This window comes from Mycobacterium paraense (assembly GCF_002101815.1).
Classification (GTDB): Bacteria; Actinomycetota; Actinomycetes; order Mycobacteriales; family Mycobacteriaceae; genus Mycobacterium; species Mycobacterium paraense.
The window spans coordinates 435,023-447,448 of sequence record NZ_LQPM01000013.1; the positions used below are offsets into that span (position 1 = coordinate 435,023).

General features: G+C 69.8%; 14 protein-coding genes. 6 read left to right on the forward strand and 8 right to left on the reverse strand.

What is annotated here, in order from left to right; all coding sequences use genetic code 11:
• Positions 1-6: 6 nt before the first annotated feature.
• The 6 genes from AWB89_RS14120 to AWB89_RS14145 all read right to left on the reverse strand — a co-directional run bounded on the left by AWB89_RS14120 (position 7) and on the right by AWB89_RS14145 (position 6,392).
• Positions 7-447: a response regulator gene (locus tag AWB89_RS14120; RefSeq protein ID WP_085174388.1), complete on the reverse strand. Its 441-nt coding sequence runs from the start codon at positions 445-447 to the stop codon at positions 7-9.
• On the reverse strand, positions 431-1,978 hold the full coding sequence (locus tag AWB89_RS14125; RefSeq protein ID WP_085174566.1) for a sensor histidine kinase: 1,548 nt from the start codon (positions 1,976-1,978) through the stop codon (positions 431-433). Before AWB89_RS14125 ends, AWB89_RS14120 begins: the two co-directional genes overlap by 17 nt.
• A 71-nt stretch (positions 1,979-2,049) precedes the next feature.
• Positions 2,050-3,195 carry a PP2C family protein-serine/threonine phosphatase gene (locus tag AWB89_RS14130; RefSeq protein WP_085096091.1) on the reverse strand — a complete coding sequence of 382 codons (1,146 nt, stop codon included), beginning with the start codon at positions 3,193-3,195 and terminating at the stop codon, positions 2,050-2,052.
• Positions 3,196-3,488: 293 nt separating this feature from the next.
• Positions 3,489-4,655, reverse strand: a complete 1,167-nt coding sequence (locus AWB89_RS14135; protein ID WP_085174391.1) for an acyl-CoA dehydrogenase — start codon at positions 4,653-4,655, stop codon at positions 3,489-3,491.
• A gap of 14 nt (positions 4,656-4,669) precedes the next feature.
• Positions 4,670-5,182: a 5-(carboxyamino)imidazole ribonucleotide mutase gene (gene purE / locus AWB89_RS14140; protein WP_085174394.1), complete on the reverse strand. Its 513-nt coding sequence runs from the start codon at positions 5,180-5,182 to the stop codon at positions 4,670-4,672.
• The gene (locus AWB89_RS14145) at positions 5,175-6,392 is read right to left on the reverse strand and encodes a 5-(carboxyamino)imidazole ribonucleotide synthase (protein WP_085174568.1); all 1,218 of its coding nucleotides are present in this window, start codon (positions 6,390-6,392) and stop codon (positions 5,175-5,177) included. The genes purE and AWB89_RS14145 overlap by 8 nt, the downstream gene beginning before the upstream one ends.
• A 98-nt stretch (positions 6,393-6,490) precedes the next feature.
• On the opposite strand from AWB89_RS14145, the gene AWB89_RS14150 reads away from it, so the two are divergent.
• On the forward strand, positions 6,491-7,159 hold the full coding sequence (locus AWB89_RS14150; protein ID WP_085096097.1) for a GtrA family protein: 669 nt from the start codon (positions 6,491-6,493) through the stop codon (positions 7,157-7,159).
• Here AWB89_RS14150 and AWB89_RS14155 read toward each other — a convergent pair.
• Positions 7,105-7,632, reverse strand: a complete 528-nt coding sequence (locus tag AWB89_RS14155; RefSeq protein ID WP_085096099.1) for a PH domain-containing protein — start codon at positions 7,630-7,632, stop codon at positions 7,105-7,107. The genes AWB89_RS14150 and AWB89_RS14155 overlap by 55 nt on opposite strands.
• 9 nt (positions 7,633-7,641) lie before the next feature.
• Complete coding sequence (locus AWB89_RS14160) at positions 7,642-8,466, reverse strand: biotin--[acetyl-CoA-carboxylase] ligase (RefSeq protein ID WP_085174396.1); 825 nt, start codon at positions 8,464-8,466, stop codon at positions 7,642-7,644.
• 51 nt (positions 8,467-8,517) lie between these two features.
• Between AWB89_RS14160 and AWB89_RS14165 the strand changes: the two genes are divergently transcribed.
• The 5 genes from AWB89_RS14165 to AWB89_RS14185 all read left to right on the forward strand — a co-directional run bounded on the left by AWB89_RS14165 (position 8,518) and on the right by AWB89_RS14185 (position 12,425).
• Positions 8,518-10,158, forward strand: coding sequence for an acyl-CoA carboxylase subunit beta (locus AWB89_RS14165; RefSeq protein WP_085096103.1), 1,641 nt, complete (start codon positions 8,518-8,520; stop codon positions 10,156-10,158).
• Positions 10,155-10,394 carry an acyl-CoA carboxylase subunit epsilon gene (locus tag AWB89_RS14170; protein ID WP_085096105.1) on the forward strand — a complete coding sequence of 80 codons (240 nt, stop codon included), beginning with the start codon at positions 10,155-10,157 and terminating at the stop codon, positions 10,392-10,394. The genes AWB89_RS14165 and AWB89_RS14170 overlap by 4 nt, the downstream gene beginning before the upstream one ends.
• Positions 10,391-11,023, forward strand: coding sequence for a Maf family protein (locus tag AWB89_RS14175; RefSeq protein ID WP_085174398.1), 633 nt, complete (start codon positions 10,391-10,393; stop codon positions 11,021-11,023). The genes AWB89_RS14170 and AWB89_RS14175 overlap by 4 nt, the downstream gene beginning before the upstream one ends.
• A 92-nt stretch (positions 11,024-11,115) precedes the next feature.
• Positions 11,116-12,009 carry a sulfurtransferase gene (locus tag AWB89_RS14180; RefSeq protein ID WP_085174400.1) on the forward strand — a complete coding sequence of 298 codons (894 nt, stop codon included), beginning with the start codon at positions 11,116-11,118 and terminating at the stop codon, positions 12,007-12,009.
• A complete protein-coding gene (locus AWB89_RS14185) occupies positions 12,006-12,425 on the forward strand; it encodes a SufE family protein (protein ID WP_085096111.1) in 420 nt (139 codons plus the stop codon). Before AWB89_RS14180 ends, AWB89_RS14185 begins: the two co-directional genes overlap by 4 nt.
• Position 12,426: the final 1 nt, after the last annotated feature.

The following is a 12,426-nucleotide window of genomic DNA, read 5'->3' on the forward strand; positions in this document are numbered from 1 at the left end:
CCGGCTTTACATGCCCGGCAGCCGCACCACCTGAACGAAGAACTCGTCGATCTGGCGGACGGCGCTCATGAACTGGTCGAGGTCGACCGGCTTGGTGACGTAGGCGTTGGCGTGCAGCTCGTAGCTGCGCAGGATGTCCTCCTCGGCCGAGGAGGTCGTCAGCACGACGACCGGGATCCGGGCGAGGTCCGGGTCGGACTTGATCTTCTCCAGCAGCTGGCGGCCGTCGTATTTGGGCAGGTTCAGGTCGAGCAGGATGAGGTCGGGTCGCGGCGCACCCTCGTATTGGCCGCGCCGGTAGAGGAAGTCCAGGCCCTCCTCGCCGTCGTGCGCGACGTGCAGATTGTTCTTGAGCTTGTTGTGCTCGAACGCTTCTCGCGTGATGAGCTCATCGCCCGGGTCGTCTTCGACGAGCAGGATTTCGATTGCCCTAACGGCTGACGTCAAGGTGGGTTCCTTCCGAGGTGACTGGACTGGCCGCGCCCGCACCCACCGGCGCGGGAATCGGCAGGGTGAACTGGAATCGGGTCCCGTCCGTGTAGGACGTGTCGACCCAGATGGCGCCGCCGTGGTGCTCGACGATCTTCTTGCACAGCGCAAGGCCGACGCCCGTCCCGGAGTACACCTCGCGGCCATGCAGGCGCTGGAAGATCACGAAGACCTTCTCGGTGAACTCCTCGGCGATGCCAATGCCGTTGTCCGACACGGACAGTAGCCACTCGTCGCCGTGCTCGCCGGCGCGGCGTTCGCAGTCGATGACGACGCGGGGCCGGCGGTCCTTGTGCCGGAACTTGATCGCGTTGCCGATCAGGTTCTGCCACAGCATGGTCAGCAGTGTGGGATCGCCGATGACGTGCGGCAGGGGCTGCGGCGGCCGCACGATCTCGGCGTCGGCTTCCTCGATCGCGGTGGCGAGGTTGGTCACGCCGGCCTCCAGCGCCGCGTCGAGTGCGACGTCGGTTTCCGAGGTGCCCAGCCGCCCGACGCGCGAGAAGGTGAGCAGGTCATTGATCAAGACCTGCATCCGCTTGGCCCCGTCGACGGCGAAACCGATGTATTCGATTCCACGGCCGTCGAGTTGGTCGCCGTAGCGCTTCTCGAGCAACTGGCAGAACGAGGCGACCTTGCGCAGCGGTTCCTGCAGATCGTGCGACGCGACGTAGGCGAACTGCTCGAGTTCGGCGTTGGAGCGCCGCAACTCGGCCGCCTGCTCGTCCAGAAGCGTTCGGGCCGAACGGGATACCTCGAGCTCTTCGAGGAGCCGTTCGCGCATGTTCTCCACGTCGATCGCCATGTTGCGAATGTCCCGGGGCCGCCGCGGGGGCGAAATGGTCTCGCCGAAGCTGCCCTGGGTGATCCGCCGGCACGCGGCGGCCAGAGCGGCGATCGGGCGGGTGACGGCGTTGCGCATCAAGATGCCGAGGGCGGCGGCCGTCCCGAAGAACAGCAGGACCATCGCTCCCAGCACCCTGTCCCGCCAGGCGTCGGTGTGTTGCAGGTCGGCGACCGCGCTGTTGCGCGCCGCGGTCAGGTTGGCGTTTTGTGTATCGAAAAGGGTTCGCAGATGGTCGAATTCGGCCTTGCCGCGTTCGGCCGCCGGGCGGTTCGTGACGTTGCGGCCGTTCGGGGCCACGCTCTCGATCGACGGCTCGGCATAGGTCGCCCGCCATTTGGCGGCCGCCTTCTCGATCGCGTCGAGGTCCGCGAGCAGGTCGGGGCGCTCGCTCAGCCGGCGCCGCATTTCGGCGGCGGCCGCCTGTTCCTCGTGCTGCCCGTCGTAGTAGGGGGTGAGGAACTGGCGATCGTCGGTGATCACGTAACCGCGAATGCCCGTCTCCTGGTCCCGCAGCGCAGCCTGCAGCTGGCCGGCGGCCACCCGCGCCGGCGCAATGCCGTCGATCACCGCGTGTGACATCTGGTCGGTGCGGTGCAGCAACGCCCAGCCGACGATCGCGCCGGCGAGCACCATCACGCCCATCGTGAGCAGCAGGAGGAACTGCCAGCCGCGCACGGTGAGGTGGGCCAGCCGCGGCGGGCGGCGGTCGGGGCTCACGCCGTCGTCCGCTCGACGCGCACCACGGCGATGTCGTCGGTGAGCCCGCCGCGCGGCTCGGCCAGGCGCTGGGCGCCGTCGATCAGCGCGTCGACGAACGCCGGGCCGGGCAGGTGCGCGTGCCGGCGGGCCAGCTCCAGCAGGCCGTCCTCGCCCAGCCGCGTGTTGCCCTCGCCCGAGTACCCCTCGAACAGCCCGTCCGTCAGCAGGAGCAGCCCCGGGCCCGCCGGGAGCTCCAGATCGTGCTGCGGCCAGTCGTCGCCACGCAGGCCCAGCGCCGGCCCGGCCGGGGGCTCCACCCATCCCACGCCGGCGCCGTCCTGCAGCAACATCCCCGGATGCCCGGCGCGCACCACCGTGACGCGCGGGCTGTCCGGGTGGATCGCCAGGCTGAGCACCGTCGCGAAGATGCCGGTCCCGGTCCGTTCCGAGCGCAGCACCCGTTCGAGCTGCCGCATCAGTTCCACGCCGTGCACACCGGCGAAGGTGAGCGCGCGAAACGCGATGCGCAGCGCCGCGCCCAGGGCCGCCTCGTGCGGCCCGTGGCCGGCCACGTCGCCGATCAGCACGTGCACCACCCGGTCGGGCGTCTGCACCACGTCGTAGAAGTCGCCGCACAACAACGCGTCCTCGCGGCTGGGCCGGTACCGGGTGACGATGTCGACGCCGGGTGCCTCCAGCAGCAGCGGCGAGGGCAGCAGGCCGCGTTCCAGCAGCGCGTTCTCGCGGGCGCGCAGCTGGCTGGCGTGTAGGTCGGCGGAAATGAGCTCGGCCCGTTTGCGCTCGATCGCGTAAAGCAGGGCGCGGCGCAGCATTTCGGGCTCGACGCGCCCCTTGACCAGGTAGTCCTGCGCGCCGGCCGCGACGGCGGACGCCCCGAAGTATTCGTCGTTCAACCCGGTCAGCACGACGATCGGCACGGTGGCGTCGCGCTTGGCGATGCGGTCGAGCGCGTCCATCCCGCTGGCGTCGGGCAGGTGCAGGTCCAGCAGCACGCAGTCGGGCCGGGCCGTCGCGAGCTCGCGCTCCGCGTGCGCCATCGACTGCGCCCAGACGACCCGGATGTCGGCGACCGCGTCCGCGATCAGGTCCTCGACGAGCACCGCGTCGGCGCGGTCGTCCTCGACCAACAACAGCGACATCGACTGCCAATGCGCGGCCGGGGTGACTGGAGCGCGCACAGGCATCAATTCCCGGTCATCCGACGATGCGCCTGGGTAGCCGCGATTTTCACTGAGACCCCCTGGCCGCGGTGGGACGCTTTGCTGTGTAACGAAGGTCGGCGTGGATGGTCGGTGCCTGCTCACCGACTCTGGGTTCGGTCTTACCACTGAAAATGGTTGCCGACGGTGATCCTATGCGGTGCGCCTGTGAGATCCGAAGAGGGCCTCGCTTCGTCCCGCCACGAGCGCGGATCACGGCGGCGGCGCGGTGGTCAGCGCAACAGCGCCCGCGACATCACCACGCGCTGAATCTGATTGGTGCCCTCGTAGATCTGGGTGATCTTGGCGTCGCGCATCATCCGCTCGACCGGGAAGTCGGTGGTGTAGCCCGCGCCGCCGAACAGCTGCACCGCGTCGGTGGTCACCTCCATCGCCACGTCGGAGGCGAAGCACTTGGAGGCCGCGGAGATGAAGCCGAGGTTGGGTTCGCCGCGCTCGGCGCGCGCGGCCGCCTGGTACACCATCATCCGCGCGGCCTCCACCTTCATCGCCATGTCGGCCAGCATGAACTGCACGGCCTGGAAGCTGCTGATGGACTCCCCGAACTGCTTGCGGTCCTTGGTATAGGCGATCGCGGCGTCCACCGCGCCCTGGGCGATGCCCACCGCCTGGGCGCCGATCGTGGGGCGGGTGTGGTCCAGCGTCGCCAGGGCCGTCTTGAAGCCGGTGCCCGGCTCGCCGATGATCCGGTCGCCGGGGATGCGGCAGTTCTCGAAGTACAGCTCGGTGGTCGGCGAGCCCTTGATGCCGAGCTTCTTCTCCTTGGGACCGACGGCGAAGCCCTCGTCGTCGATGTGCACCATGAACGCCGAGATGCCGTTTGCGCCCTTGTCCGGGTCGGTCACCGCCATCACGGTGTACCAGCTCGACTCGCCGCCGTTGGTGATCCAGCACTTGGCGCCGTTGAGGATCCAGTCGTCGCCGTCGGCCTTGGCCCGGGTCCGCATCGATCCCGCGTCGCTGCCCGCCTCGCGCTCGCTCAGGGCGTAGGACGCCATCGTCCCGTCGGCGATGGCCGGCAGGACCTGCTTTTTCAGCTCGTCGGAACCCCGCAGGATCAGGCCCATGGTGCCCAGCTTGTTCACCGCCGGGATCAGCGACGCCGAGGCGTCCACCCGGGCGACCTCCTCGATCACAATGCAGGCCGCTACCGAGTCCGCGCCCTGCCCGCCGTACTCCTCGGGCACGTGCACGGCGTTGAACCCGGAGGCGTTCAGCGCCTCCAGCGCCTCCCGCGGGAACCGCGCGTTCTCGTCGACGTCGGCCGCGTGCGGGGCGATCTCCTTCTCCGCCAGCGCGCGGATCGCCGCCCGCAGCTCCTGGTGTTCCTCGGGCAGTTGGAACAGATCAAACGACGGGTTTCCGGCCCATCCAGCCATCTCGAGCCTCCTAGCTACTCGCCGGTAACTTTACCCTGGCGCTCCTGCAGCGCCGCATCCTTGGCGCGCACGGTCTCGGCCAGCGCGGCCTGGAACGCCTCCACCCGCGCCAGCAGCGCGGGGTCGGAGGACGCCAGGATGCGCACGGCAAGCAGCCCCGCGTTGCGGGCGCCGCCGATGGACACCGTGGCGACCGGAACACCGGCCGGCATCTGCACGATCGACAGCAGCGAGTCGAGGCCGTCGAGGCGGGCCAGCGGCACCGGCACCCCGATCACCGGCAGCGGGGTCGCGGAGGCGACCATGCCGGGCAGGTGGGCGGCGCCGCCGGCGCCGGCGATGATCACCTCCAGGCCGCGCGCGGCGGCGGTGCGGGCGTAGTCGAACATCACCTCGGGCGTGCGATGGGCCGACACCACCCGGACCTCGGCGGGGACGTCGAACTCGGCCAGCGCGTCGGCGGCGTCGGACATCACCGACCAGTCGCTGTCGCTGCCCATGATCACGCCGACGCGTGCCTTAGCCATGTGGATCCCATCCGTCCGTCCACTGCCCGTGTGACAACCAGTGTGCCGCCAGCTCGGCGCGCTCACGCAGCCTGGGGAGCTCCGCCGGGTCGGCGCCCAGGAAGTTGATGTGCCCGATCTTGCGCCCCGGCCGTTCGGCCTTGCCGTAGAGGTGGACGCGGGCGTCGGGCATCCGGGCGAACAGGTGGTGCAGCCGCTCGTCGGTGGACATCGCGGGCTGCTGCGGGGCGCCGAGGACGTTGGCCATCACTGTCACCGGCGCGATGGCGTCGGTGTCGCCGAGCGGGTAGTCCAGCACCGCGCGCAGGTGCTGTTCGAACTGGCTGGTGCGCGCCCCGTCCATGGTCCAGTGCCCGGAGTTGTGGGGCCGCATCGCGAGCTCGTTGACCAGCAGGTCGCCGTCCGAGGTCTCGAACAGCTCGACCGCCAGCACGCCGACGACACCCAGCTCGGCGGCCAGCCGCAGCGCCAGCCGCTGGGCCGTGGCGGCCGCGTCGTCGCTGAGGTCCGGCGCCGGCGCGATCACCTGCACGCAGATCCCGTCCCGCTGCACCGTCTCCACGACCGGCCACGCGGCGCCCTGCCCGAACGGCGAGCGCGCCACCAGGGCCGACAGCTCGCGGCGCATGTTCACCTGCTCCTCGGCCATCACCGGCACGCCGTCGGCCAGGAAGCTTTCGGCGATTTCCCGGGCGTGCTCGGGGTCGCGGGCCATCCGCACCCCGCGCCCGTCGTAGCCGCCGCGGACCGCTTTGACGACCACGGGCCCGCCCATCCGCTGCGCGAAGGCGTCGAGCTCGTCGACGCTGCGGATCTCGGCATAACGCGGCACGGGTGCGCCCAGGGCCTCGAGGCGCCGGCGCATCACCAGCTTGTCCTGGGCGTGCACCAGGGCCTGCGGCGGCGGCGCGACGTAGACGCCCTCGGCGACCAGCTTCTCCAGCAGCTCGGTGGGGACGTGCTCGTGGTCGAACGTCAGCACCTCGGCGCCGGCCGCGACCCGGCGCAGGTCCTCGAGTTCGGTGTGCGAGCCGATCACCACGTCGGGGGCGACCTGGGCGGCCGATTCCCCGGGGTCGGTGGCCAGCACCCGCAGCGTCTGCCCCAGCGCGATCGCGGCCTGGTGGGTCATGCGCGCGAGCTGACCGCCGCCGACCATCGCCACTGACGGGGTTGTTGAGGATAGGCGTCTGTCCGGCACGGCCATCATGGTGTCACGGCGCCGGGCGGCGTGGTGACCGGCCGAGAAGCCCAACGGTTATGTAACATTTTGCGTCGTTTTCGAGTCCGTCCGTACACTGACGTGTTGTGTCCTTCGCCGATGCCGCAATCTCGCGCCTGCCCGAGGCCTTTCAGCCGTATTTGCTGCGCCATCACGAGCTGATCAAATTCGCGATCGTCGGCGGCACCACATTCGTCATCGACTCGGCGATTTTCTACACGCTGAAGCTGACGGTTCTCGAGCCCAAGCCGGTCACCGCGAAGGTCATCGCGGGCATCGTCGCGGTGATCGCGTCCTACGTCTTGAACCGGGAGTGGAGCTTCCGCGACCGCGGGGGCCGCGAGCGCCACCACGAGGCGCTGCTGTTCTTCGCCTTCAGCGGGGTGGGCGTGCTGCTTTCCATGGCGCCGCTGTGGATCTCGAGCTACGTCCTGCAGCTGCGGGTGCCGACGGTGTCGCTGACCGTGGAGAACATCGCGGACTTCATCTCGGCCTACATCATCGGCAACCTGCTGCAGATGGCGTTCCGCTTCTATTCGTTCCGGCGCTGGGTGTTCCCCGACGAATTCGCCCGCAACCCCGACAAGGCGCTGGAATCGGCGCTGACAGCGGGCGGTTTCGCGGAGGTGCTGGAGGACGAGCTCGAGGGCGGCAACGTCACCCTGTTGCGGTCCTGGCGGAAGAAGGCGAGCCGGTTCGGTCAGCTCGGCGACGCGTCGGGCCCGGCGGAACCCAGGGTGTCGAAAACCTCGTGATATAGCAGCGAGTGCACCTCGCGCAGCCGCGGAATGTCGTAGAACTCCAACGGATCCTGTGACGCCGACTCGATGATCAGCGTCCCGGTGCGAAACATCCGCTCGGTCAGCTTGTCCCGGAATTCCACGCTGTTGATCCGCGCCAGCGGGATGTCGATGCCGCTGCGGGTCAGCACCCCGTGCCGGAACATCACCCGCCGGCTGGTGACGACGAAATGCGTTGTCAGCCAACCCAGGAACGGCCACAGCGTCAGCCAGCCGACGATCACCAGCCAGATCCCCCAGATGACGCCGTAGATGATGTTCTTGGCGAGCTGCTCCCAGTGCGTCGAGTTGAGGTAGCCGGATGCGAAGGCGGCCAGCGCGGTCGCCAACACCAGGACCACGACGGGCCAGATCAGGCGCTTCCAGTGCGGGTGACGGTGCAGGACGACCTGTTCGCCGGCGGCCAGGGCATTGTCCGGATAGCTCACGTGGGAAAGCTACCGCTGCTGGCGTAGATGCACCACGTCACCGGCGGAAACGACGACGGTTTGGCCGCCGGCCTCGAGACAGAGCCTGCCCTGGTCGTCGACGGCGGTCGCGGTGCCGACCACCTCCTTGCCGCCGGGCAGCTGGGCGCGCACGGCCTGGCCGATGGTCAGGCTGCGGGCGCGGTAGTCGGCCGCCAGCGCCCAGTCGGCGCCGCGCGCGGCGCGCCAGCCCACGATCCGCCTGCCGAGTTCGGTCAACACCGCGCAGACCAGCCGGTGCCGGTCGGGCGCGGCCACGCCGAGGTCGTACAGCGACGTCGCCCCGGGGCCGTCGATCTCCTCGGGGGCCTGAGTCACGTTGAGCCCCAAGCCAATTACCACCACCGGGCGGGACACCTCGGCGAGGATGCCCGCCAGCTTCCCCAGGGAGTCCGGTGGGCCCGCCAACACGTCGTTGGGCCACTTGAGGCCGGCCCGCACCCCGGTCACCTGCTGAACCGCGTCGACGATCGCCACCCCGGTGGCCAGCGACAGCCAGCCCCAACCCTCGGTCGGCACGTCGACGACGCTGACGCCCACCGACATCGTGATCTGGGCCCGCGGCGTGGCCGACCAGCCGCGGCCGTGGCGCCCGCGGCCCGCCGTCTGGTGCTCGGCGATCAGCACCGCCCCGGCGACGTCGGTCCCGGCGGCGGCGCGGGCCAGCAGGTCGGCGTTGGTGGAGCCGGTCTGCTCGACGACGTCGAGCCGGCGCCAGCCCAGCCCGGCGCCGATCAGCTCGGCGCGCAGCGCGGCCTGATCCAGCGGCTGCCGAAGCGAATCGCGATCCGTCACTCCACCCAGCCTAAAACTCGCGCGCGGGGCCTGCCGATACCATCGAGTCCCATGACAAGCGTTACCGACCACACCGCCGAGCCCGCAGCCGAACACACCATCGACATCCACACCACCGCGGGCAAGCTGGCCGAGCTGCACAAGCGGCGCGAGGAGTCGCTGCACCCGGTGGGCGAAGAGGCCGTCGAGAAGGTGCACGCCAAGGGCAAGCTGACCGCCCGGGAGCGCATCCTCGCCCTGCTCGACGAGGACTCGTTCGTCGAGCTGGACGCGCTGGCGCGGCATCGCAGCAAGAACTTCGGCATGGAGAACAACCGCCCGCTGGGTGACGGCGTGATCACCGGCTACGGCACGATCGACGGCCGCGACGTCTGCATCTTCAGCCAGGACGCCACCGTGTTCGGCGGCAGCCTCGGTGAGGTGTACGGGGAGAAGATCGTCAAGGTCCAGGAGCTGGCCATCAAGACCGGCCGGCCGCTGATCGGCATCAACGACGGCGCCGGCGCGCGGATCCAGGAGGGCGTCGTCTCGCTGGGCCTGTACAGCAAGATCTTCCGCAACAACATCCTGGCCTCCGGCGTCATCCCGCAGATCTCGCTGATCATGGGCGCCGCCGCCGGCGGGCACGTGTACTCCCCCGCCCTGACCGACTTCGTGGTCATGGTCGACCAGACCAGCCAGATGTTCATCACCGGACCCGACGTCATCAAGACCGTCACCGGTGAGGACGTCACCATGGAGGAGCTCGGCGGCGCCCACACCCACATGGCCAAGTCGGGCACCCTGCACTACGTCGCGTCCGGCGAGCAGGACGCCTTCGACTGGGTGCGCGACCTGCTGAGCTACCTGCCGCCCAACAACGCCACCGACGCGCCGCGCTACGCCGAGCCCGTCCCCGAGGGCGCGATCGAGGAAAACCTCACCGAGGAGGACCTCGAGCTGGACACGCTGATCCCCGACTCGCCCAACCAGCCCTACGACATGCACGAGGTGATCACCCGCATCCTCGACGACGACGAGTTCCTCGAGATCCAGGCCGGTTACGCGCAGAACATCGTCGTCGGGTTCGGCCGCATCGAGGGCCGCCCGGTCGGGATCGTGGCCAACCAGCCGACCCAGTTCGCCGGCTGCCTGGACATCAACGCGTCGGAGAAGGCGGCCCGCTTCGTGCGGACGTGCGACTGCTTCAACATCCCGATCATCATGCTGGTGGACGTGCCGGGCTTCCTGCCGGGCACCGGCCAGGAATACAACGGCATCATCCGCCGCGGCGCCAAGCTGCTGTTCGCCTACGGCGAGGCCACCGTGCCCAAGATCACCGTCATCACCCGCAAGGCCTACGGCGGCGCGTACTGCGTCATGGGCTCCAAGGACATGGGCTGCGACGTCAACCTGGCCTGGCCGACCGCCCAGATCGCCGTCATGGGCGCCTCCGGTGCCGTGGGCTTCGTCTACCGCAAGCAGCTGAGCGAGGCGGCCAAAAACGGCGAGGACGTGGACGCGCTGCGGCTGCAGTTGCAACAGGAGTACGAGGACACCCTGGTCAACCCCTACGTCGCGGCCGAGCGGGGATACGTCGACGCGGTGATCCCGCCGTCGTACACCCGCGGCTACATCGGCACCGCGCTGCGGCTGCTGGAACGCAAGATCTCGCACCTGCCGCCCAAGAAGCACGGGAACATTCCGCTATGACAGACGAGACCGCCACTCCCCACGAGCACGAGCCGCACATTCAGGTGCTCAAGGGCAAACCGACCGACGAGGAACTGGCCGCGCTCATCGCCGTGCTGGGCGGCGTCGGCGGCGGCGTCCCCGAGCCCGCCGAGCCGGAGCGCACCCGCTGGGGGCTGCCCGTCGACCGGTTGCGCTACGCGATGTCGAACTACCAGCGCCTCACCCTGCAGCAGATGACACACATGAAGCAGTGACCCGGCTGGTGCTGGGGTCGGCGTCTTCGGGTCGCCTGAAGGTGCTGCGCCAGGCCGGCGTCGATCCGCTGGTCGTGGTCTCCGGCGTCGACGAGGACGCGATCGCCGCGAGCCTGGGACCGGGCGCCTCGCCCGCCGAGGTGGTGGGCGCGCTGGCGGCCGCCAAGGCCGAACGGGTGGCCGCCGACCTGGATGCCGACGCCGCCGCGGATTGCGTTGTGCTGGGCTGTGATTCGATGCTCTCGGTCGACGGGCGGCTGTGCGGTAAGCCCGGCTCGGCCGACGCCGCCGTGGGCCAGTGGCGCCTGATGGGCGGCCGGTCCGGCCGGCTGCACACCGGGCACTGCCTGCTGCGGCTGAGCGACGGCGCGATCACCCACCGCGAGGTCGAATCCGCTTGCACCACGGTGCATTTCGCCCAGCCGGCCGAGGAGGATCTGCGGGCCTACGTCGCGGCCGGCGAGCCGCTGGGCGTGGCGGGGGGATTCACCCTGGACGGGCTCGGCGGCTGGTTCGTCGACGGGATCGACGGCGATCCCTCGAACGTCATCGGCGTGAGCCTGCCGCTGCTGCGCTCGCTGCTGGCGCGGACGGGCCTGTCCGTGGCCGCGCTGTGGGCGGCCCACTGACGCCGAGCGTCGAGTTGTTGCGGCGAAAACCCGGATTCCTGACAACAAGTCGACGTTGGGCGGGCACCAGGCGGTTGAGTAGGCTCGGAGGCGTGCCTTTACCCCCGGATCCACACCCCTCACTGACGGAATACGCCCACCCCGAACGGCTCGTCACCGCCGACTGGCTGTCGGCCAACATGGGCGCCAACGGCCTGGCGATCGTCGAGTCCGACGAGGACGTGTTGCTCTACGACGTCGGCCACATCCCCGGCGCGGTCAAGATCGACTGGCACACCGACCTCAACGACCCGAGGGTCCGCGACTACATCAACGGCGAGCAGTTCGCCGAGCTGATGGACCGCAAGGGCATCGCCCGCGACGACACCGTGGTGATCTACGGGGACAAGAGCAACTGGTGGGCGGCCTACGCGCTGTGGGTCTTCACGCTGTTCGGCCACCCCGACGTGCGCCTGCTCAACGGCGGGCGGGACCTGTGGCTGGCCGAGCGCCGCGAGACCACCCTGGACGTCCCGACCAAGACGTCGACGGGCTACCCCGTCGTGCAGCGCAACGACGCGCCCATCCGCGCGTACAAGGACGACGTGCTGGGCATCCTCGGGACCCAGCCGCTGATCGACGTGCGCTCGCCCGACGAGTACACCGGCAAGCGCACCCACATGCCCGAATACCCCGAGGAGGGCGTGCTGCGCGGCGGGCACATCCCCACCGCCCGGTCGATCCCGTGGGCCAAGGCCGTCGACGAGAGCGGCCGGTTCCGCAGCCGCGCGGAGCTCGAAGAGCTCTACGGCTTCCTGCGGCCGGACGACAAGACCGTCGTCTATTGCCGCATCGGCGAGCGGTCCAGCCACACCTGGTTCGTGCTGACGCATCTGCTCGGCAAGCCCGGGGTCCGCAACTACGACGGGTCGTGGACCGAGTGGGGCAACACCGTGCGTGTCCCGATCGTCGGGGGACCCGAACCGGGAGCCGTGCCGGTCCCATGAGCATGCCCGCGCCCCTGGCCGAGGTGGTGTCCGACTTCGCCGAGGTGCAGGGCCAGGACAAGCTGGCGCTGCTGCTGGAATTCGCCAACGAGCTGCCGCCGCTGCCCCCCGAGCTTCAGGAGGCGGCGATGGAGCCGGTGCCCGAATGCCAGTCGCCGCTGTTCCTGCACGTCGACGCCAGCGACCCGGCCCGGGTGCGGCTGCACTTCAGCGCGCCCGCCGAGGCGCCCACGACGCGCGGATTCGCGTCGATCCTGGCCGCCGGTCTCGACGAGCAACCCGCCGCGGACATCCTGGCGGTGCCCGAGGATTTCTACACCGATCTGGGTCTGGCCGCTCTGATCAGCCCGCTGCGGCTGCGCGGCATGTCGGCGATGCTGGCCCGGATCAAGCGCCGCCTGCGCGAGGCGGCCTGAT